Genomic DNA, 22,875 nt, shown 5'->3' with positions numbered 1-22,875 from the left:
AGTAGGTGAGAAAATTTTTGGGCCAACTTATAAAATTACAAGACTATATCTCAAGATATGAGGTTGATATTTACCGCTACCCTAGTCAATATATTCGTTTGAAAAAACAGCAATGGAAACAAATCAATACGGCGTGGGAAAATGGAACATTAGATTCACTTAGTGCCATTTCTAAAAACACGACTGACATCTATGAAAAGTTTCAACTATTAAATGAAGAAAAAAAGTCGGTACTTGACCCGTTTAAACAGTTCTTTCAAAAGGTTCGAAAAAATGAGGAGGTTCAAGACGAAATATCTTTTCAACCTTCAGTCTCAATAGATGGAATAGATGATGAATTAGATTCAAATGAAATGTTTTCTTCATTAAATAATGATCCTAAAACGTTGGATGAGGTAAAGCTCATCTTTTTAGAGAGTTTATTTAGATTTCAAATGAAATGGGCTAGTTCAACAATTAGGGAAAAGTCCTATATTGATGATCGTTTTTATGAGGAAGAAAATCTAAAATATTTCCTACAAAGATTTCCTGATACGTATTTAGTACTGTATAAACCAGTTTTTCTTTTGAAACACGCTCCTATTGAGGCAGACATCATCATTATCAGTCCAACAACGACCTGGTGTATAACCATACTTGAGGGTGAAGAAGGAAGTGTATTCCTTGGATCTAAAGAGCGCTTTTGGACAGAACGTATAGGTAGTAAAGAAAAGAAAGTACTCTCTCCCCTTATTGGATTGAATAGAATGGAGAAAATTGTAAGGAAAGTCTTTCAACTAAATGAGATTGAAATGCCCATTAAAAAAATTGTATTAAACAGAACCGGATACTTTGATTACCCCTTTCCACCATATGATGTTGATTTTATTGAAAAGAGAAATTACGAAGGTTGGTTTACTAATTTGCGCAACCTTTCATCTCCCCTCAAACATGTGCAGTTAAAAGCGGCGCAATCCCTGTTATTATATTGCCAAACTACCTGTGTTAAACGGGTTGAGTGGAATGAAAATGAGGAATAAGTTAGTATTCGATGGATTATTTCACAAATTTTAGACCAATTTATAATCCATCGGGCAGATATGAAAGAAAAAATGAAAAAACAGACTCTTTATGAGAGTCTGTTTATATGTTTTTACTTAGTCTTAAAAATTAAAGTTTTTGAACGTTAGCAGCTTGAGGTCCACGTGCACCTTGCTCTACGTTGAAAGAAACTTCTTGACCTTCTTCAAGTGATTTGAAACCGTCACCTTCGATAGCTGAGAAGTGTACAAATACATCATCTCCACCGTCGCGCTCGATGAATCCGAAACCTTTTTCTGCGTTAAACCATTTTACTTTACCATTTTCCATGTTTGTTGCCTCCTATGTGCGAAAACCACACAATTGTATTACTATTCTTGCTCTAAGAGTCGTTCAAAAAATCAAGGTCAAAATAGTCCTCTTTTTGAAAACACTCTTATTGATATCCAGGCGAAAAGTTGTAACTTGTTCTTCCCATATACTGAACAAAAATAATTCATAATAAGAATAACAGAATTAGGAAGAATAGGCAAGACACCCTATTGGTTAAAATTGGCGAAATTCACTAGGAATTGAGTATTTTAAAATTATCCTACTCCCCAAATAAAGTTATCGATTCTTTCAGTTGAAATTTTTTCATATAATTGTTCATACGCAATTGATGTTTCTATGGTTTTTGCAACCATTTTTTTAAGTTTTGAGGCATCATCGGTACAAGTTTAAAGATAAGCTGTAAATACAAATTTTTATAAAGGAAACTTCCCTCAGTGGGGGTTTACTTACATACCCACTGAAACTTCTTCGAATTCTCTAATTTTTGAAGGGAGATCTTACTGCCTGTTAATGCGGGATAAATTAATAGATTCCTGTATCAATTTAAGTGTTAAAATAAGAATAGAAGCAGTAGGTACGTACTATTACATTAAGACATTAAGACGAATGAAGGTTGAATCTATGAAAATACTTTTTTTTATTGTAAATAAAGCTGCTAGTAATGGAAAGTCTTTAAAGGTTTGGGAGAAACTCGTGCGAGAACTAGATAAACAAAATGTAAACTATCGATCTTTTTATACAAAATCCCCAAATCATGCTACAGAAATTGCAAAACAAATTGCCACTATGTATGAAGATAAAATTGAAGGAATTATTGTAGTTGGTGGGGATGGCACAATGAATGAAGTAGTAAACGGTCTTGCCAAGCATCCAGCCGTTAGAGTTGGATTTATCCCAGCTGGGACAGGAAATGACTTTTCGAGAGGTTTTAACATTCCGAATTCACCGATTGCTGCTTTAAAGCTTATTTTAAGGAAGCAAGGAAGACCTATACCTCAATTTGATATTGGAAAAGCCACAATTGGGACTTCATCACAAAGAAAGCTATTTATGAATAGTCTTGGTGTGGGATTTGATGCAGAAGTTTCAAAGCTTACAAATCAATCGTTAATGAAAAAATATTTAAGTGTTGTTCGTTTAGGATCTTTAGTCTATGTCATAGCGCTATTGAAACTTTTATTTTCGTTTGTGCCTACAAGTGTTACGCTATCGATAGATGGAACGATCCACCGGTACCAAAATGTTTGGTTTGTTACTGTATCAAATCAAAGTTTTTATGGTGGCGGTATGAAAATATCACCCAATGCACGCCCTAATGATGGTTTATTAAACATAACGGTTATTCATAATTTATCAAAACTAAAGCTACTTTTAGTATTTGGTACAGTTTTTTTTGGAAAGCATGTTGGCTTAAAAGAAGTTTCAGTGCACACTGGACGGGAAATTAAGATTGATTCAGAGAAACCATTTCTTGTACATGTCGATGGAGAGCAAGTTGGACATACACCTGTTGTGGTATCAGTAGACAAAAGCCGGATCAGTATTTTTTCTTTACCTCATAAGTTTTAGCTTTCAAGCAAAAACTATAGCTTCTAATCCTGTAATAGGCGGTGAGCGAATGACAAATACCGACAGAATATTTGAGGCATACCTTGATGAACTAAATAGTATAACCGTGCTTTTACCAAAGTCTTATCATGGTGGACTATCTCATTCCTTCACACTATGTATCCATGAGTCTTGTTTAGACCTTGATATCATTAACAAAATTGATATAGAAGATTGTGTGAAATATATCTGCACTTTCACCGCGATTATTTCAATAGGTGATGACTATATCGTAAAGGATCAGTATGGGTCATCTACTGATTTACAGGTAGGTGCCGTTATTCGCACTCAAGCTTTTGATGATTTTTATGCTTATGAAGGAAATGATTTAGGTGTTACATACTCTGCTATAGAGTCTTTATTTAAGGTATGGGCACCATCAGCAAGCAGTGTTAAGTTAAAGATTTTTTGTGGGACATCCGCTGATGACATTCAATTGCATGTAATGGCAAGAGAACACAATGGTGTATGGTTTGCCTCAATTCCAGGGGACTTAGAAGGGCATTTTTACGCGTATTTAGTATGTGTAAATAAAGTTTGGAGAGAGGCAGTAGATCCGTATGTAAATGCAGTTTCAATTAATGGTGAATATGGCGTTATTATTGATCTAAAAAATACATATCAGTCTAAAACAACACTTCCAGCTTTTTCGAATCCTACTGACGCAATCATTTATGAAACTCATATACGAGATTTTTCAATACACCCGCAAAGTGGGATAAAACAAAAAGGAAAGTATCTAGGTTTAACGGAATCCGGGACTTTAGGTCCAGCAGGTACGAGTACTGGGCTATCCTACTTAGTTGAATTAGGAATCACACATATTGAACTATTACCCATCAATGATTATTGTGGAGTCAATGAAATGGTGGAAACAGGGGAATATAATTGGGGATATAACCCTTTACATTTTAACGTTCCCGAGGGAAGCTATGCAACTAATCCTAAAGAACCGTATAATCGGATAAATGAACTAAAGTCAGTAATTGAAACCTTTCATCAGCATGGGCTCCGGGTCATTATCGATGTCGTTTATAATCATGTCTACATACGTGAGGACTCAGCTTTTGAAAAAATAGTACCAGGGTATTATTTTCGACATGATGAACATGGAATGCCCTCAAATGGAACGGGAGTAGGGAATGATATTGCATCAGAACGAAAAATGGTGCGGAAGTTCATTGTTGACTCTGTTCTATTTTGGTTAAAGGAATACAAAGTAGATGGTTTTCGCTTCGATTTAATGGGGATTTTAGACATTGAAACGATGAACACTGTTAGAAGAGCTGTAGATGATGTTAACCCTGATGTCATTATTCTGGGAGAAGGTTGGGATTTAAATACTCCCTTACATTATGATAAAAAAGCTATTATCCGTAATGCTCAAAAAATGCCAAGGGTTGCTCAATTTAATGATCGATTTCGTGATGGGATTAAAGGAAGTACTTTCAATTTGTACGATCGTGGATATACGCTAGGAAATATTCATAAAGATACAGAAGTGAAAGAGTCTATTGCAGGAAGTGTTTCATTTAAAAAAGGTTATAAAGGTCTATTTTTAGAACCAACACAAACAATCAATTATGTAGAATCACATGACAATCACACCTTTTGGGATAAAATAGTTGGTTGTAACTCTCATGAATCAGATGACCTAAAAAGGAAAAGGCAACGTTTAGCAACAACCATTGTCTTACTATCCCAAGGGATACCATTCTTACACAGTGGTCAGGAATTTTACAGAACAAAGCAAGGTATTGAAAATAGCTATCGTTCACCTGACGCAATTAATATGCTCGATTGGGCTAGAAAAAAACAGTTTGAGAAGGATGTCAACTATATAAAAGGAATAATAGCTATTCGGAAGCACCATGGGGCATTCCGCTTTGACTCAACAGCCTTAATTAGAAGTCATCTAAAATTTTATGAGTATTCTGAAGGTGTAGTTATTTATTCATTATTAAATGTAGAAAAATTTGGTCCATGGTCCTCAATCTTGGTAATTCATAGCAATTCCCTTGAGGCAAAGGAAATCACAATCCCTGTATATCATAATTGGAGTGTGGTTTGTGAAGAAAGTAATGCTGGGCTTGAACCAATCTTTACACTAACAGATAACCAAGTAACCATCAAACCTGTTAGTACCATGGTTCTGTATAGAAAGTAGTAGCAAATCAGATTTTCTCTTGACTAAAAAATGATAAGAACCTAAAATTTATAGATAGCTATTGTTATGAAACGTAGTCAATAGCTGTTTTTTTTATTTAAAATTTAATTTTACTGATACTAAAAATAATAATGAAATAATATAAATACTAAGAAATGTTGTGTTGAATTTGAAGGTAAACTGGTTCGAATATATACTAGGTGATGAGTGGATAATAACATCTGCTGGAGGTGCTACGGGGGATGCTTATTTTGCTCAATATAATGACAAGAAGTTATTCCTAAAGCGTAATTCATCCCCCTTTCTCGCTGTTCTGTCGGCAGAAGGAATTGTACCAAAACTAATGTGGACGAAAAGGCTAGAAAATGGTGATGTAATAACGGCACAGCATTGGTTAAAGGGTCGTGAATTAAAGCCTAGTGACATGTTTGACTATAATGTCGCACACTTGCTACGAAAAATACATCAATCAAATGAATTATTAGATATGCTAAAAAGGCTAGAAAAAAAACCTCTTCTACCCGAAGAGATTTTAGTTGATATTAAGAGTCAGCTTGTTTATGCGGGAGAGTTAGGCAATTTATCAGTTATAGAAAATGCACTAGATGTTCTTGAAAGAGAATTACCAAATGTCCAATACGACCATAAAGTGGTCTGTCATTGTGATGTCAATCATAATAACTGGTTAATTACAGAGAAAGAACAGCTTTTTTTAATTGACTGGGATGGGGCTATTATTGCCGACCCTGCTATTGATATTGGTATGCTTTTGCATTGGTATATTAATGAAAAGGACTGGGCTACATGGTTACAAATGTACGGGCTCGAACTATCAGATCATTTGCAAATACGGATGAAATGGTATGTAATTTCCCAAACAATCCAATCGGTAATTTGGTATAAATCTAAAAACCACAATAAAGAAGTTGAACACTGGCTTAACTATTTACAAGATTTATTGGGGAAACCCTGAATTTTTTAGCTGAACGAATCGATATCATTGACCCACTGTGTTAAATCAGATCGGTGTGAATCAATATGGCTATCGAGATGTTGAGTGTACTTTCCATTTTGGCTATATGAGTATATATCATCTAAAACTGATTTGAGATTTTGATCTACATTTGTGTTAACCATTAATGATTTAATAATTCGTTCCATTTGCTCACATTCAGCAACTGTACCACAACAGTCGGCTTGTTGATTAGTCAATATATCTTTTAAAACATTCATTTGATCGGTATGATTGATAGGCATTAAAGACACATCCTTTTACGTAGAGAGTCATATACCTTAAATTGCCTTAAGACAGCAAAAAATATACTTGCGATACAAAAAAACGGTTGTGAAAAATAACCATTTTTTTGTATCGCAAGTAATCTGAAGAGATGATTAAGGTTAGAAGAATATAGATCTAGAGTACATTGCTAATAAGGTCTTAATGAAGCATGAAGAAATCCCCGCTTATTGAAGTCCACTTGAAGGGTACCTAAGCACTATTCCTTGCGTACTCCATTTTACGTTCAGAAGCCTTTTTAGCTTGAAGCTTGTTTAAGAGGATTTCAGCAGGGTAAATAGTTAATGAATAACCTACAAACGCAAGTGTAATACTGAATAAAATCATGAACTCAATTAACATTGTCAAAGACTTTTTAATTACCATTGTATCAACTCCCTTTAATTAATATGGAATTTCCATTAACTGGATTTGACTTTTCATTAGCGAAAATTAAACTCCTTTAATCATAAACGAGAAATTGTTTTTTACCTAACTGTAAAAATGAGGGAATCAACTGTTGTAATGACTTAAAACACGCTGACAAACGGTTAGGTTAGCTTTACGAACAATTTCACACTTATCCGTTTATATCCTCACAAATCCTTAGGATTTCCCAAAACCAAGTGAAATATAGACACGAAAGCCTTGCTAACTTTCATCGTTCATGTTATCTTTTTCATCGATATCACTAAAATGAGGTGGCATAATGCGTGTACGAAATAAACCGTGGGCTAAAGAGAAGTTGGCGGAATACCCACAGTTTGTCATTCATAAACCTGAATCACACAAAAGAAAATGGCATGAATTATTTGGAAATAACAATCCATTACACATTGAAGTAGGAACTGGAAAAGGTCGATTTATCACCGGGATGGCAAAAGCTAATCCCGATATTAATTATATTGGAATAGAGCTAGCTGAAAGTGTAGTTGTTTCTGCACTTGATCTTGCGATTGCGGCTGATATACCTAACATAAAAATCCTAAACAGAAATGCAAACGACTTACATGAATTTTTTGATAAGGGTGATGTGGATCGCCTCTATTTAAATTTCTCAGATCCATGGCCTAAAAAGCGCCATGAAAAGCGAAGACTCACTTATAAAACCTATTTGAAATCATATGAAGACATCTTAAAAAATGGTGGAGAAATTCATTTTAAAACAGACAATCGTGGCTTATTCGAGTACTCATTAACGAGTTTTTCGGAGTATGGGTTACTGTTAACGTATGTTAGTTTAGACCTTCACAAAAGTGATTTTGAAGGTAATATTATGACTGAATATGAAGAGAAATTTTCAAGTAAAGGTTTTCCAATTTATCGTAGTGAAGTTAAATACCAAAATGAGGAGTAGAGATGTCGTCTACTCCCTTTTTCGCTTAATTACTAAATTCATATAATGGAAATGTATAAGATCATTCATTTAATTTTAAATATATTTATATAAATGGTAAACTAAATATATTATTTAGGAGAGAGGTGGCGGCATAATGGAAAATTTAAAGGTTGGTAAAATATCTCTTACTTGGTTAAATGGTGGAGTAACCCGCTTAGATGGGGGAGCAATGTTTGGAGTTGTACCAAAAGCATTATGGACGAAGAAATATCCTTTTAATGATAAAAATCAAATTGAGTTACGTTCAGATCCAATCCTTATTCAAGTGGCAGGAAAGAATATATTAGTAGAATCAGGAATGGGAAATAATAAGATGTCTGATAAAATGAAACGGAATTTTGGTATGGATGAAGAATCCGCTATTGAGGAATCCTTAGTGGCACTAAACCTAACAACAGCAGACATCGATATAGTCTTGATGACTCATATGCATTTTGATCATGCCTGCGGATTGACAAAATGGCAGGACGATGTGCTTATTTCAACTTTTGAAAACGCAACCATTATCACTTCAAGTGTGGAATGGGAAGAAATGAGACACCCAAATATTCGCTCTCGTAATACATATTGGAAGGAAAACTGGGAAGCAATTGAAGGTCAGGTTCAGACATTCAGTGGTGAAATAGAAGTCGTTCCGGGAATAAAAATGGTCCATACTGGTGGACATAGTGATGGCCATTCGATAATCATAATGGAAAGTGAAGATGAAGTGTTACTACATTTGGCTGATATTATGCCAACACATGCTCATCAAAATGTATTATGGGTAATGGCGTATGATGACTACCCTATGACTTCCGTTGAACAAAAGCAAAAATGGATGGAAGTTGGTACTAAAAAACAAGCATGGTATAGCTTTTATCATGATGCAATCTACCGAGCAATCAAATGGGATGATGAAGGAAATGTGATAGATTCCTTAAAACGTATTGAGTAAAAAAAGAACTCCAAGAAATTGGAGTTCAAATACTTCTACACTAAATCGGATATACTTCTAAAATAGTACCTGTTTTTGTGTCAACGAGGAATTCAAATTGTTTTACTTCGTTTTCTATGGTGCGTGATATTCCGCCTTTATAAACGTTATACGATAGGTTGGATTTTTCAAATGTTTCAGGGACCATATGTATCCATGAACCATCTATAGGGCCGTTTTCCTTAAAAGCGTTTTTTGCGATTTTTAAAGCCTTTTCTGCAGATATGGTTTGCTCTTGAACATAACTTTTCAATAGGTAAGCACCTGCAAAGCCGACACTAAGACCTAGTACAAACTTTTTCCAACTCATAGAACCGCCTCCTTCACTTTGTGAGTATTGTGTTAAGGTTAGAATGTTAAGATTAAACTTAGTTTTTGTGTCTAGCTCCGGTAGCCCAGCGACTAGTGGACTTCCCTCTCCTCCTTACGATAAGTCAACATCGAATCGACTTGAGCTCCGTGTTTCCTTTATCTCATGCGGAGCGGTCTTAGTCCATACGTCGCTAAGCGGGGCGACCTGCGCTTTTCATATAGTATACAAAACTAATATATAGTTGTTAAGCATTGTGTATGTTCATAGTAGAAAGGATTAGGGTATTTCGATATACTAAATAATAAGAATTGTTCTAAAATAATAAGATGACTGTGCTAATTACCTAGAACCGCACTGTTACATAGTTGATTGAAAAGGGGAATAACATAATGAATCAGGAAACAATGGAGCTTTTTAAAACTTTAACAGAATTGCCAGGTACACCTGGTAATGAACATCAGGTTCGAAAATTCATGCGTTCACAGATTGAAAAATATACTGATGAGATTGTTCAAGACGGTCTAGGTAGTATTTTTGGAGTGAAACGTGGAGACCAAAATGGTCCAACAGTTATGGTTGCAGGACATATGGATGAAGTAGGCTTTATGGTTACACAAATTACCGATAATGGTATGATTCGCTTCCAGACATTAGGTGGATGGTGGAGTCAAGTGTTACTTGCACAACGAGTTCAAGTAATAACAGACAATGGCCCAGTGATCGGTGTCATCGGTTCGATTCCTCCACATTTACTAGATGATGCCAAACGTAACAAACCCATGGATATTAAAAATATGATGATTGATATTGGTGCAGATGATCGAGAAGATGCAAAAAGGATTGGTATAAAACCAGGTCAGCAAATCGTTCCTATTTGCCCTTTCACACCGATGGCTAATGAAAAGAAAGTACTTGCAAAAGCATGGGATAATCGCTATGGTTGTGGCCTTTCAGTAGAGCTATTAAAAGAATTACAGGGTGAAAAGCTTCCTAATGTTCTTTTCTCAGGTGCAACAGTTCAAGAAGAGATTGGCTTGCGAGGAGCACAAACAGCTGCAAACATGATTAAACCTGATATCTTTTATGCACTAGATGCAAGCCCGGCAAATGATATGTCAGGTGATAAGAATGCTTTTGGACAGCTTGGGAAAGGTGCTTTACTTCGTATCTATGATCGCTCAATGGTAACTCATCGTGGTATGCGTGAATTTATACTTGACACTGCTGAAACTAATAAGATTCCGTACCAGTATTTTATTTCCCAAGGTGGAACAGATGCTGGTCGAGTTCATATGTCAAATGAAGGAGTTCCTTCTGCAGTTGTAGGAATTTGCTCTCGTTATATCCATACACATGCGTCAATTGTTCATGTCGATGACTATGCTGCAGCAAAAGAATTACTTGTAAAATTAGTAAAATCTTCAGACCGTGCTACAGTAGATTCAATTAAAAGCAATAGCTAAGTGATAAATAAAAAGAGCCTTTTGGCTCTTTTTATTTATGGAATGAACAGTCAAAATTTATAAGTTTAGCGAGGGGAATTAATATGCTTAAAGTAGCAATTGGTACGAAAAATCCAACTAAGGTTAATGCTGTTAAAAGTGCGTTCAATGATCAAGATGTTACCTATTTACCTACATCTGTTCCATCAGGCGTTTCATCGCAACCATTTTCAGACACAGAAACAATTGAGGGAGCTATAAACCGCGCAATGCTTTCTCGGAGTAAAGAGCATGCTGATATTGGAGTTGGCCTAGAGGGAGGAGTAATTGAAACTTCTAAAGGGTTATTTTTATGTAATTGGGGCTCCATATACGATGGGGAGAATGAACCCATTATAGCAGGAGGAGCTAGGATCCTGTTGCCTACTCAAGTGGCAGAGGGTGTTAGAAGTGGTCGAGAACTAGGTGATGTCATGGACGAATATACAACATTAAGAAATGTAAGACATAATGAAGGTGCAATCGGTGTTTTTACAAACGGGCTAGTCAATCGAACAGAAATGTTCACACACCTTGCAAGACTATTAGTCGGGCAATATCTGTATAATTTAAAATAACTAGGGAGAGGACTTATCCTATCCTCTTCTAGTTATCAGAATTAGTTTTCGTATACATACTGTTTCTCCCGCTAAATAGACAATTACTTGCAACTTAAATCCTCTCTTTTGAGTAATCTTAACTATGCCGTCAGAAGACATCCATAGCGTGTATGAACATTTTAACACGATTTGTTAATATTTTCTTATAGTAGGATTTAACTAGAAATTACTAGAAACTACTTGTCACCTATAAAATAATAGGGGTATTATAGTATTAGGTATGTCAGAGGTTGTCAAAAATCCTCGAATTTATTACTAGCGTATTTCTTGTTCTCGTAAAAAGCTTCCAAATCTAGTAGTCTTATTTTAATTATGTAAAAAATCATCATGAAGATTATAGATGAGTCGTAAGAAGAACAAGGCTGGCAATTTCATCATGAAACTACGCGGTTTTCTAAGCCAACTCTGAGCATGCACTTTAGAAACTTCCTTAATACTGGAGGGGAGAAGAAAATGAAAAATAGAATAGTACTATTTGCCTGTTTACTTCTACTAACAGGACTATTAGTAGGTTGTTCGGTATCGGTTGATGATGAGATAAAAAATACGACAGCTAAAATTGAAGAGGCTTTTAATAACAAACCAATGGAAACAAATAAAAGCTTTGAAAGCATATCCTATTATTTACCGAACGCTATGAAAATCGAAAGTGAAGGAACCAATAATCTAATTTTTGAACAGGGAAAACAACTGTATATCTTGTTTGTTAATCCAAATGAAGAATTAGATAGTAAAGTCATGTTTGAGTCTACAGGAGCTAAAACTAAAAAAGATCTTGTGTTTGAAACATTCGAAGACGAAAATCGTTTTGGTTATGTTAAAGTTACGGAAGTCGAAGGAAACTCTTACGAGGTACTAGTGGGTATCGGTGGAATTAAGCTGACAACACAGGCAAAAGCTAGCCAAATTTCAGAGAGCGCAGAGCAAATGATGCAAATTGTTTCATCTGTTAAATATCAATGATTTGAATAATTGTCCCTGTACCTTAAAATACAGGGGCACATTTGTATTTCGATACTCAATGTAGTACCATTTTTTAAACTAGTTTTTTATTTTTACAGATAACCTGCTAAGGTGGGAGAAAAGTTGCGTGATTTTTTATTAAGAAAAGGTGTCACTCTTTCGCCAAAAGTGTATTTTATAGAAGCATTGAGTTATATGGCGCTTGGTCTATTTTCATCATTAATAATTGGTTTAATTATCAAGACGGTAGGAGAGCAGATTGGTACTCCGTTATCTCCTTTATTTATTGAGATGGGTACAATGGCTATGAGTCTATATGGACCTGCAATAGGTGCAGCTGTCGCCTATGGGCTAAAAGCGCCACCATTAGTGTTGTTTTCAGCACTACTTAGCGGAGCTGCTGGCGCATCGCTTGGTGGTCCGGCAGGAAGTTTTATCGCTGCTTTGATTTCAACTGAGATAGGTAAATTAGTGAGTAAAGAGACCAAAATCGATATTATTATCACACCATTTGTTACAATAGTATCAGGATTTTTAACCGCAACCTTCATTGGACCATCTATCAACTTGTTCATGAAAAGTTTTGGTGAAATCATCATGTGGTCAACAGAACAAAGACCTATCGTAATGGGGATTTTAGTAGCTGTATTGATGGGCTTAGCGTTAACAGCACCTATCTCAAGTGCAGCAATTGCCCTGATGCTCGATTTACAGGGTCTAGCAGCTGGAGCAGCAACGATTGGATGTTGTGCACAGATGATGGGCTTTGCAACAAGTAGTTTCCGTGAAAATAGATATGGTGGTTTTATTGCACAAGGATTAGGTACATCCATGTTACAGGTAGCAAATATTATCAAAAATCCGTTAATTTTAATTCCACCTACAGTTGCGGGTGCCATACTGGCTCCTTTAGGAACAGTGGTTTTCAAACTCACAAATAATGCAGCGGGAGCAGGAATGGGTACAAGTGGTTTAGTTGGCCAAATCATGACATTTACTAGTAACGGATTTACTCTTGGTATTTTCCTTTCAGTTTTACTATTGCATTTTATTGGTCCTGCACTAATAAGTCTGGTATTATCCGAGGTGATGAGGAAAAAAGGCTGGATTAAATTTGGTGATATGAAAATAAATACTGGAGGCTAAACAAATGAAAAAATTAGAAAGTATTGAACAATATAAAGAGGTTATTTTAGAAGGGAAAACGGTATTAATGTTTTCTGCGGACTGGTGCCCAGACTGTCGTATTATTGAACCAGTCATACCGGAAATTCTCGCTGCACACGCAGAATTTACTTTTTATTATGTGGATAGGGATGAGTTTATTGATTTATGTGGGGAGTTAGATGTTTTTGGTATTCCAAGTTTTGTTGCATTTGAGAATGGGAAAGAGACAGGTCGCTTTGTAAGTAAGGATAGAAAGACAAAAGAAGAAATAGAATCCTTTCTAAATGGGTTAAAATAGAGCGGCTAGGTTCGAAGGGAGTACTTTTAATGAAAATGGATACAAAGAAAATGCGATCCCAGCTTGAGCAAAGATTAACAAGACCTGAGTGGGAATTTACCTTCGACAGAGAAAAAGACACGTTACGCATTGAGAATCGAGAGACCAAAAAGGGTGTTACTGTTGCATTATCAGGAATTATTGCAAAATGGCATGAGGAAAAAGATAAAGCAATTGATGAAGTTGTTTATTATATAGAAGAATCTTTGACGAAGATGCATGATGAACATGTTTTAACAGGGAAAGAAAAAAATATTTATCCCGTTATTCGTTCAACCTCTTTTCCTACTGAAACAAAGGAAGGAAAGGCCCTGCTTTTTGATAACCATACAGCTGAAACAAGAGTGTACTATGCACTTGATTTAGGGACCACGTATCGTTTAATTGATAAGGAACTTTTGCAAAAAGAAGAATGGAATGTAGAAAGAGTAAAAGAAGTGGCTCGATTTAACATTCGTTCACTAGAAATAAAAGTCAAGGAAGATATAGTAGCAGATAATACATTTTACTTTATAAATACAAACGATGGGTATGACGCGAGTCGAATTTTAAATGAAACATATTTACATAAATTCAGTGAAAAAATCAATGGGACAATGGCCGTAGCCGTCCCTCATCAAGACGTTTTAATTATAGCTGATATCCAAAACGATACAGGTTACGATGTCCTCGCCCATATGACGATGAGCTTTTTCGCAAGTGGAAGGGTCCCGATTACAGCACTATCCTTCCTGTATGAAAATGGGGAATTAGAGCCTATCTTTATACTTGGGAAAAATAAACGTAAATGATATTTTAGTAAAAGTCACTAGATAAACTAGTGGCTTTTTTTAAAAGATAAGAAAGTATAAAAGTTTGTACCTAGTTATAGTGTCTAGCTCCGGGCGCCCTGCGCTTTTCTTAAACAATTTAAATACTTCCATTCCTAATCTATTTGAACTAAGTTTATTTTCTTTATTCAATTTTCTTCATTTATTGTTACAATACTATATAGATAAGTTTGAAGTGAAAATGAAAGAGTGATGATTGATGGATTGGTTAAAAAAGATTTACACACGATTAAAAAATGACAACGACAATGATGAAACTGAAGACCTTCAGTTGCACAATAACCAAACAAATTTAGAACATAAGCACATTGAAACAAGGGTCACCTATCAATATCCGAAAGGAAATTTTCGATTCCCGCTTATACCGGATGAACAAGAGCAGAAAACTACTGTTACTAAGAATAAAAAAAGTGAAGTATCTAAACCTGTAAGTGTCGTAAAACGTAGTACTACCAAGAAAAAAGAAGAACAACAAACAAAAAAAGAGAAGTCAAAGCTACCATTTCGACCTACAGAGGTACCATCTCCAGTCTATGGATTTGCTAGGCCAAAGGCAGTAGAAGAAAACAATCTGTTAGATGAAGTGGTAGAGTATGAATTAGAATCGATAAGTCTTCCTAATTTAGCTGAAAAAGAGACTGCTGCAACTGTTGAAATAGAGGAAGAATTCTTGTATAAAAGAGAGACTAATGAAAAAGAAACAGTAATAGAGCTGAATCCGAATAGTCGTAAACCTGAAGAAGTTATTGAATCAAGTGATGACCTAATAAAAGAGGATTCAGATGAGTTCCTTGACTTACTGCACCAACTTAAAAAGGGGCCTCTATATACTAAAAGTGAAGAGAAAGAAGTAGAAATTGAAAGTGATACTAACGATATGATTCATGAAATTAATGAAAAAGTTGCTCCGACTAGCATTGAAAAAAACAGTGGTGTCCAACCTATTAATAATGAAGGACAGGCAGAACAAGATGAACTTGTGAATACGACTGATGAAACAGCACCTAAACGTCATTATATACCCTACAATGTAATGATGCTTAAGCAAGACCGTAAAAATTTACAAAAAAGAGTTGAAGCAACATCGGAAGAAAAGAAAGCCAATGAAAAAATAGTAGGTCAAAGGATAAGTTTTGAAGAAATTCAGGTAGACGAAACTACTAACGCAAAAGAAAAAGTGAAAATAGAGGAGCTGCCAACTAAGAGCAACGGCACTTATCACTTCCCAGACCTTGATTTATTAAATATTCCTCGTGTTATTGAAGGGGATGACGAAGAATGGCTTGCTAGTCAAAGTGAATTACTTGATCAAACATTGAAAAACTTCAAGGTTCGTGCAACTGTCGTTAACGTCACACAGGGACCAGCTGTTACTAGATTCGAAGTCCATCCTGAGCCAGGTGTAAAGGTAAATAAAATAACTAACTTATCGGATGATATAAAGTTAAGTCTGTCTGCAAAGGATATTCGTATTGAAGCCCCTATTCCAGGGAAAAACACGATTGGTATAGAAGTTCCCAATAGGAAAAGTAAGTCTGTTTTATTACGCGAAATAATTCAAAGTGAGGAATTCTTAACAGATTCGTCTCCGCTTACTGTAGCTTTAGGATTGGATATCTCTGGTAAGCCAGTTGTCACAGACCTTAGTAAAATGCCACATGGGTTAATTGCAGGTGCAACAGGTTCCGGAAAGAGTGTTTGTATTAATACGATGCTAGTAAGTCTGCTATACAAGGCTGCTCCACATGAAGTGAAACTATTATTAATTGATCCAAAAATGGTAGAGTTGGCTCCATATAATCATATTCCTCATTTAGTCAGCCCGGTAATTACGGATGTAAAGGCCGCAACAGCAGCTCTTAAATGGGCAGTAGAGGAAATGGAAAGACGATATGAACTCTTTGCACATACTGGTGTAAGAGATATTTCACGATATAATGAGCTGGTCGAAAGACATAGTGAGCAAAGTGGAAAACTGCCTTATTTAGTCATCATTATTGATGAGCTTGCAGACTTAATGATGGTAGCTCCTGGAGATGTTGAGGAGGCAATCTGTCGTATTGCTCAAAAAGCTCGCGCTTGCGGGATTCATCTAATTTTAGCAACCCAACGACCATCTGTGGATGTCATTACAGGACTTATAAAAGCGAATATTCCAACAAGAATTGCATTCTCAGTTTCTTCTCAGGTAGATTCCCGCACCATTTTAGATACAAATGGGGCAGATAAGCTTTTAGGAAAAGGAGATATGCTCTTTCTAGAAAATGGTTCTTCCAAACCAACACGACTTCAAGGCAACTTTGTTTCTGATGATGAAATTGAAAGAGTTGTAGGGCATGTTAAGGAGGAATTAAAACCAACTTACATGTTTGAACAGGAAGAATTATTAAAAAAGGCTACAATCAATTCGGAAGAAGATGATCTATTTTATGAAGCGTGTGAGTTTGTTTTTGATCAAGGTGGTGCTTCTACATCTAGCCTTCAGCGTCGCTTTAGAATTGGATACAATAGAGCTGCCAGGTTAATTGATATTATGGAGGAGCAAGGGATTATATCTGAAGGACGAGGAAGTAAACCGCGGGAAGTCCTTATAACCGAAACGGAATTGGAGAATATACAAGAAACTAGCATATTACCCCATACTTAAGTGGCATTATGATCCCTCAAGCGGGAAATTTGAAGAAATGCAGGTTGGGGGGGGCAACTCCCCCTATAGGTTCACTTTAAAGTGATAAAATGGTATTCTTACAGATAGACAAGTTGTAAATTGTTATTGGACGAATTGATAGGGGCTATCTCTATCGGGAGAAAGGGAGCTTTATTGGATGAAAGAAATAGAACTTAAAATGCAAGGTAAAATAAAGAGATTAACGAATCATACGTTTAAATTTGATGAGCGTATAAAAAATGGTTGGTTTTCAGCTGTTTATTTTTTAAAAACGAGAGAAATTATAAAAGAATTTAAAGCCGATAATAGTGTAACATTACAGTTTTTTCAAAAGGACAATGCAGTCTTATGTGGAACAGATGAAGTTATCGCCCTTGTACAAACCTTTGCTGACAATCCAGAAGAGTTAGAAATCTATTCTTTAATGGATGGAGATAAAATAAGTCCGTTTGAGACTGTTTTGACAATCACTGGACCGTACCAAAATTTTGGGTATCTTGAGGGAATCATTGATGGAATTCTTGCAAGAAGAACAAGTGTTGCAACAAATGTTTATAATGTTGTAAAAGCCGCCGGACATTCAGGTAATCAAAAGCCCGTTATATTTATGGGAGACCGTGATGATCATTTTACACAGCAAGCTGGCGATGGATATGCTGCATACATAGGTGGTTCACAGGCACAAGCAACTCACGCTATGAACGAATGGTGGGGTAAAAAGGGAATGGGTACAATGCCACATGCTCTTATTCAGCTTTTTGATGGTGATATCGTCGCAGCAACTAGAGCATACCATACGAAGTTTCCAGAGGATGAATTGATGGTGCTTGTAGATTACAATAACGATTGTATAACAGATGCCCTTAAGGTTGCTTATGAGTTTGGTGAGAAATTAAAAGCCGTAAGAGTTGATACTTCCCGAACAATGATTGATCAATATTTTGTAAGGCACCCTGAAGTATTAGGTACATTTGACCCACGTGGCGTGAATGCACACTTGGTTTATGCACTTCGCGAAGCACTTGATAATGAAGGGTTTAGCCATGTTAAGATTGTCGTTACTGGCGGATTTAACGAGGAGCGTATTAAAAGCTTTGAAGAACAAAGTGTACCTGTTGATATATATGGTGTTGGAAGTAGTTTATTAAAAATTAATATTGGTTTCACTGGTGATAATGTCATTTTAAATGGTAGACCACAGGCAAAGGCAGGAAGAAAATATCGGCCGAATTCTCGCCTTGAAAAAGTCGACTAAAGGTATAAAATTTTTACCTAGCTTTTGTGTCTAGCTCCAGGCGCCATCGGCTCTATGGTATAAGCCAATCCCTTCCCGAAGGCAAAAAACGCCTTCAGTCAGGGCTCGTCTTATACTTGTCGCCGAAAGGCGGGCGCCCTGCGCTTTTCTTAAAAGATAAGAAAGTATAAAAATTTGTACCAAGTTTTAGTGTCTAGCTCCGGGCGCCATCGACTCGAGGTCATAAGCCAATCCGTCCGGAAGGTAAAGAACAACCTTCCAGCCGGCTTGTCTTATGCTTGTCGCCGAAAGGCGGGCGCCCTGCGCTTTTCTTAATGGCAATCTAGAAGAAAAGTTTTTTATGCCAAAAGTTCTAAAAATATTGTTTTTATTATAAACAATATTGAATAACAAGTGATATACAATGCGGTATAATTGGGAAAACTGATAGGGAAATACCTATCAGTTTTTAATTTTAGATCTTATAGTGCAAAGGATTCAGCTTATTTTTTTCATGGTTTTCATGAATGTTTAGTGCTATAATAGGAAAATGTGAGATGAATACATCAGCATTTACTTCTCTCTAGAGCTGACTGTTTTCATTGAAATGGGAGAATTTACGTATATATCCCATACTTCGTTCATACATAAAAAAAGCAGTTTTTTTATTTGCTACAATTGACGGAAGCTAAGTGTTTCTTAGCTGTTTCATCATCTGTTTACAATGAGTTCAATTAGCAAAACTAGATGAACGTCATATACTGTCTTACAGATAGACGATTGTTGGAGGTTCTTTATATGACAGTTTACCATTTTGTTGGGATTAAAGGCACTGGCATGAGTTCTTTGGCACAGGTGCTTCATGATATGAATTACCAAGTTCAAGGCTCAGATGTAGAGAAGCGATTTTTTACGCAAATGCCATTAGAAGAAAGAGGAATCTCAATTCTTCCATTTAGCAAAGACAATATACAGCCCGGTTTAACAGTTATCGCGGGTAATGCGTACCCTGATTCACATGAAGAGCTTGAAGAAGCACGCAATCAGGGATTAACAGTCATTCGGTATCATAAATTTCTAGGTGACTTTATGCAAAAATATACGAGCGTAGCTATTACCGGTACACATGGAAAAACGTCAACTACTGGCTTATTAGCCCATGTGATTCAAGGTGCACATCCTACCTCATTTTTGATTGGAGATGGAACTGGAAAAGGCTCTGAAAACAATGAGTATTTTGTTTTCGAGGCATGTGAATACCGCAGGCACTTTTTAAGTTATCTCCCAGATTATACGATCATGACGAATATTGATTTTGATCATCCCGATTACTTTACCAATGTTGAAGATGTCTTTAATGCTTTTCAGGAAATGGCATTACAGGTTAAAAAGGGAATTATTGCTTGTGGTGATGATGAACATTTACAGAGCATTCACGCAAACGTTCCGGTGTTGTATTATGGGTTCGGGCAAGATAATGACTTCCAAGCACGAAATGTGAACAAAAACACAGCAGGTACTACATTTGATGTGTTTGTAAGAAACACATTATTCGCATCCTTCTCCATTCCAACCTATGGGGACCATAGTGTGTTGAATGCATTAGCAGTTATTGCTTTATGCCATTATGAAAACATTGACGTTGAAATTATTCAAGAACGCCTTAAAACATTTAAAGGGGTTAAGAGGAGATTTACTGAAAAGCAAGTTGGTAATCAAATCTTAATTGATGATTATGCTCATCATCCGACAGAAATTAATGCAACGATAGAAGCGGCAAAACAAAAGTATCCTAATCGTGAAATCGTAGCTGTTTTCCAACCGCATACATTTACCAGAACCCAAACATTTTTACAAGAATTTGCAGATAGTTTAAATACAGCAGATAAAGTGTATTTATGTGATATTTTTGGTTCAGCTAGAGAAAATCAAGGAAAGCTAACGATTAATGATTTGGTGGAAAAAATCGATGATTGTGCATTAATTCATGAAGATGATACCTCTATTCTTAGATATCACGATAGCGGTGTACTAATTTTTATGGGTGCAGGAGATATTCAAAAATTTCAAGAGTCATATGAAAAACAATATAGTTAAGATATAGAAGAGGCACCAAATTTAAAGTAAGTAGTTCCGTTAACGTGGAGACACATACTAAATAGCATATAATAATTAGCAGACCAAATAATTTTATTTTCCCTTTTTCCTTTTTAGAGATAGCAATAAAACTAAAGATGACTAAAGGGTTTCGTTTTGAGGTGCAAATCCTATAAATGACAATGAAAAAGGCGTGCAATCTGGCAACAGATTTGACACCTCTTTAACAAAGAGCGAACCCTCAAGGACCAAGAGATGAGGGAATCAGCATGGTTTAATAAATAAGCGGAGAAATTTCTCTTATTTATGAAATAGCACTTAAAATAGCTTAAATAGACGGAAGGATTCCGACTATTTACACAAAAAACGTCAAAATGGATCATTTTGCATTGCTTAAGCGGAAAACCTCCGCTTATATACCCCGAACCAAGCGTTATTACGCAGTTTAACCGGAAAATCTCCTCTTATTTTAACGATCACTGGTTACTAAATTTAGGAGATGACTTCTGATGTATATGGAAATGTGTAAGAATTGACATCCCAATTGACATTTAATTTTGAGTGTCCAATAAGCATTGTCCTTTAATTTGTCATTAATGGTTTTATTTTACTATAAGAGGTATTATAAATCCCTATATAAAAGGAAAATGGCATACGTCGATTCGTATGCCATTTCTAATGTCAATTTTCCGCCTGCGTACCTCAAAACGGAACGGTTTATTTCATCAAATCCAAGCGTTTTTTATTTGCTATTTATACTGTTATTTATGGTATCAAACATACTGCGATTTAGTATGATATTTCATCTGTTTTATTAATTTTTTCCACGTTATCCGAACTACTTAAATTTAAAGGTGCCTCTTTTATGTCTTATTTTAAGTTTTCAGGATTTAATCCTTCTAACCTAGGAATCACAAATTTTCCATCCTTGCGAATTAATACATCATCGAAATATATTTCTCCTCCACCATACTCAGGGCGTTGAATATTTACCATGTCCCAATGGATGTTTGAATGATTACCATTAAAAGCATCATCATAGCATTGTCCTGGTGTGAAATGGAAGCTACCATCAATTTTTTCATCAAATAGGATATCTTGCATTGGATGCTGGATAAAAGGATTTACTCCTATTGCAAATTCGCCTATATAGCGTGCTCCTTCATCTGTATCAAAGATTTTATTAATCCGTTCAGTATCATTTGAGGTAGCTTCAACAATTTTGCCCCCTTTAAACGTTAGTTTTACGTTTTCAAACGTAAAGCCTTGGTATGGTGATGGCGTATTATATGTAATTGTGCCATTAACCGAGTCCCTAACTGGAGCAGTATATACTTCACCATCTGGGATATTCATTTCACCCGCACATTTTATAGCAGGAATATCTTTTATCGAGAATGATAGATCCGTACCTTCACCAGTTATTCTTACTTTATCAGTTTTATTCATTAATTCTACCAAGGCATCCATTGCATCGCTCATTTTTCCATAATCAAGATTGCAGACATCAAAATAGAAATCCTCAAACCCTTCCGTACTCATTTTCGCTAATTGAGCCATTGCTGAGTTAGGATAACGAAGAACTACCCATCTAGTTTTAGGTACACGAATATCTCGATGGACCTTTTTACCGATTGTTTTTCCAGTGATTTTCATTTTATCATCTGAAACATCGGCCAACTCATTAATGTTATCACCTGAACGTAAGCCTATGTACGCGTCCATATTTTTCATTACATTTGCCTCAAAATCAGCGATCATTTCAAATTGTTCTTCTTGTGCACCTAATAGTAATGCACGATCAACTTGATGATCCTTTAGAGAAACAAAAGGATACCCACCGGCATTATAAGCTTCATCTACAAGCGCTGTTACAAGCTCACGTTGAAGACCAAAATTTTCAATTAATACTTTTTCGCCTTTTTTAAGTTTAACAGAATAATTAATTAAATTTTTAGCTAATGTTTGAATGCGTGGATCTTTCATTAAAAAGCCCCCTATGTGATTTATATTTACCACCTTATTGTAACCGAATTAAGACGATTTGTTTAAAAAAACGGTTCGGTATTAATTAACTCTTCTTTTTAGGGCTTTTAATATAGAACTTAAAGGTAATTTAGTCCGCATTAACGGGCAGTAAGAGCCCCACTTCAAAGCTTAGAGAAATCGAAGAAGTTTAAGTGGGGGAAACCAAAGGGAATCGGGTTCGCTCGTTAGAAGGGGATAACTGCCCGTAAAAGCCCGACGAAGCACAGGATGTGTCAGTAAGGCATAGCGCACAGGACGTGCACGCTCCTAGCGTTATAAGTTTAACTAACCCTCAGTGGTGGATGAAATAAAACACCACTGAGGGAAGTTTCCTTTATAGATAAAATTAAGGTTGGTA

Annotated in this window: 20 protein-coding genes; 15 read left to right on the top strand and 5 right to left on the bottom strand. The window is 35.9% G+C overall.

All coding sequences use genetic code 11. The annotated features are described in order from the left end of the window. Positions 1-17 precede the first annotated feature (17 nt). On the top strand, positions 18-1,019 hold the full coding sequence (locus tag PY093_RS07080; RefSeq protein ID WP_275645185.1) for a nuclease-related domain-containing protein: 1,002 nt from the start codon (positions 18-20) through the stop codon (positions 1,017-1,019). A gap of 130 nt (positions 1,020-1,149) precedes the next feature. Here PY093_RS07080 and cspD read toward each other — a convergent pair whose 3' ends face one another. Then, the gene (cspD, locus tag PY093_RS07075) at positions 1,150-1,350 is read right to left on the bottom strand and encodes a cold-shock protein CspD (RefSeq protein ID WP_275645184.1); all 201 of its coding nucleotides are present in this window, start codon (positions 1,348-1,350) and stop codon (positions 1,150-1,152) included. Positions 1,351-1,974: 624 nt separating this feature from the next. Between cspD and PY093_RS07070 the strand changes: the two genes are divergently transcribed. The 3 genes from PY093_RS07070 (at position 1,975) to PY093_RS07060 (ending at position 6,101) form a co-directional block, all read left to right on the top strand. Beyond that, positions 1,975-2,922 carry a diacylglycerol/lipid kinase family protein gene (locus PY093_RS07070; protein ID WP_275645183.1) on the top strand — a complete coding sequence of 316 codons (948 nt, stop codon included), beginning with the start codon at positions 1,975-1,977 and terminating at the stop codon, positions 2,920-2,922. 49 nt (positions 2,923-2,971) lie between these two features. Further along, positions 2,972-5,128 (top strand): type I pullulanase, encoded by a 2,157-nt coding sequence (gene pulA / locus PY093_RS07065; protein ID WP_275645182.1) that lies wholly within the window; start codon positions 2,972-2,974, stop codon positions 5,126-5,128. Between the two features lie 163 nt (positions 5,129-5,291). Further along, on the top strand, positions 5,292-6,101 hold the full coding sequence (locus PY093_RS07060; RefSeq protein WP_275645181.1) for a phosphotransferase family protein: 810 nt from the start codon (positions 5,292-5,294) through the stop codon (positions 6,099-6,101). Between the two features lie 5 nt (positions 6,102-6,106). On the opposite strand, the gene PY093_RS07055 is transcribed toward PY093_RS07060, so the two are convergent. After that, complete coding sequence (locus PY093_RS07055; protein WP_275645180.1) at positions 6,107-6,385, bottom strand: YtzH-like family protein; 279 nt, start codon at positions 6,383-6,385, stop codon at positions 6,107-6,109. 232 nt (positions 6,386-6,617) lie between these two features. Continuing rightward, on the bottom strand, positions 6,618-6,791 hold the full coding sequence (locus PY093_RS07050) for a hypothetical protein (RefSeq protein WP_275645179.1): 174 nt from the start codon (positions 6,789-6,791) through the stop codon (positions 6,618-6,620). A 322-nt stretch (positions 6,792-7,113) separates the two neighbouring features. Here PY093_RS07050 and trmB point away from each other — a divergent pair, with 322 nt between their 5' ends. Both trmB and PY093_RS07040 read left to right on the top strand, forming a co-directional pair. Beyond that, entirely contained in the window at positions 7,114-7,761 is a 648-nt protein-coding gene (gene trmB, locus PY093_RS07045) for a tRNA (guanosine(46)-N7)-methyltransferase TrmB (RefSeq protein ID WP_275645178.1), read from the top strand. A 136-nt stretch (positions 7,762-7,897) separates the two neighbouring features. Beyond that, positions 7,898-8,740 carry a YtnP family quorum-quenching lactonase gene (locus PY093_RS07040; protein ID WP_275645177.1) on the top strand — a complete coding sequence of 281 codons (843 nt, stop codon included), beginning with the start codon at positions 7,898-7,900 and terminating at the stop codon, positions 8,738-8,740. Positions 8,741-8,780: 40 nt separating this feature from the next. Here the strand turns inward: PY093_RS07040 and PY093_RS07035 are convergent, their stop codons facing one another. Next, positions 8,781-9,089 carry a PepSY domain-containing protein gene (locus PY093_RS07035; protein ID WP_275645176.1) on the bottom strand — a complete coding sequence of 103 codons (309 nt, stop codon included), beginning with the start codon at positions 9,087-9,089 and terminating at the stop codon, positions 8,781-8,783. A 392-nt stretch (positions 9,090-9,481) separates the two neighbouring features. Here PY093_RS07035 and PY093_RS07030 point away from each other — a divergent pair, with 392 nt between their 5' ends. The 9 genes from PY093_RS07030 to murC all read left to right on the top strand — a co-directional run bounded on the left by PY093_RS07030 (position 9,482) and on the right by murC (position 20,489). Further along, positions 9,482-10,555 (top strand): M42 family metallopeptidase, encoded by a 1,074-nt coding sequence (locus tag PY093_RS07030; RefSeq protein WP_275645175.1) that lies wholly within the window; start codon positions 9,482-9,484, stop codon positions 10,553-10,555. Between the two features lie 83 nt (positions 10,556-10,638). Beyond that, positions 10,639-11,151 (top strand): DUF84 family protein, encoded by a 513-nt coding sequence (locus PY093_RS07025; RefSeq protein WP_275645174.1) that lies wholly within the window; start codon positions 10,639-10,641, stop codon positions 11,149-11,151. Positions 11,152-11,646: 495 nt separating this feature from the next. Next, positions 11,647-12,156 carry a hypothetical protein gene (locus PY093_RS07020; protein ID WP_275645173.1) on the top strand — a complete coding sequence of 170 codons (510 nt, stop codon included), beginning with the start codon at positions 11,647-11,649 and terminating at the stop codon, positions 12,154-12,156. Positions 12,157-12,279: 123 nt separating this feature from the next. Then, entirely contained in the window at positions 12,280-13,302 is a 1,023-nt protein-coding gene (locus tag PY093_RS07015) for a PTS sugar transporter subunit IIC (RefSeq protein ID WP_275645172.1), read from the top strand. 4 nt (positions 13,303-13,306) lie between these two features. Then, the gene (locus tag PY093_RS07010) at positions 13,307-13,621 is read left to right on the top strand and encodes a thioredoxin family protein (protein ID WP_275645171.1); all 315 of its coding nucleotides are present in this window, start codon (positions 13,307-13,309) and stop codon (positions 13,619-13,621) included. A gap of 35 nt (positions 13,622-13,656) precedes the next feature. Continuing rightward, the gene (locus PY093_RS07005) at positions 13,657-14,451 is read left to right on the top strand and encodes a DUF1444 domain-containing protein (protein ID WP_275645260.1); all 795 of its coding nucleotides are present in this window, start codon (positions 13,657-13,659) and stop codon (positions 14,449-14,451) included. Positions 14,452-14,689: 238 nt separating this feature from the next. Next, positions 14,690-17,137, top strand: a complete 2,448-nt coding sequence (locus PY093_RS07000) for a DNA translocase FtsK (RefSeq protein ID WP_275645170.1) — start codon at positions 14,690-14,692, stop codon at positions 17,135-17,137. A gap of 178 nt (positions 17,138-17,315) precedes the next feature. Continuing rightward, a complete protein-coding gene (locus tag PY093_RS06995) occupies positions 17,316-18,413 on the top strand; it encodes a nicotinate phosphoribosyltransferase (protein ID WP_275645169.1) in 1,098 nt (365 codons plus the stop codon). Positions 18,414-19,190: 777 nt separating this feature from the next. Next, entirely contained in the window at positions 19,191-20,489 is a 1,299-nt protein-coding gene (gene murC / locus PY093_RS06990) for a UDP-N-acetylmuramate--L-alanine ligase (protein ID WP_275645168.1), read from the top strand. Between the two features lie 870 nt (positions 20,490-21,359). On the opposite strand, the gene PY093_RS06985 is transcribed toward murC, so the two are convergent. Next, positions 21,360-22,475 (bottom strand): aminopeptidase, encoded by a 1,116-nt coding sequence (locus PY093_RS06985; RefSeq protein WP_275645167.1) that lies wholly within the window; start codon positions 22,473-22,475, stop codon positions 21,360-21,362. Positions 22,476-22,875 lie beyond the last annotated feature (400 nt).

It is taken from the genome of Cytobacillus sp. S13-E01, assembly GCF_029193815.1.
In the GTDB taxonomy this organism is placed as follows: Bacteria; Bacillota; Bacilli; order Bacillales; family Bacillaceae_L; genus Bacillus_BV.
The sequence above is the reverse complement of the archived record's forward strand: the minus strand, read 5'-3'. Positions and strand labels throughout refer to the sequence as shown.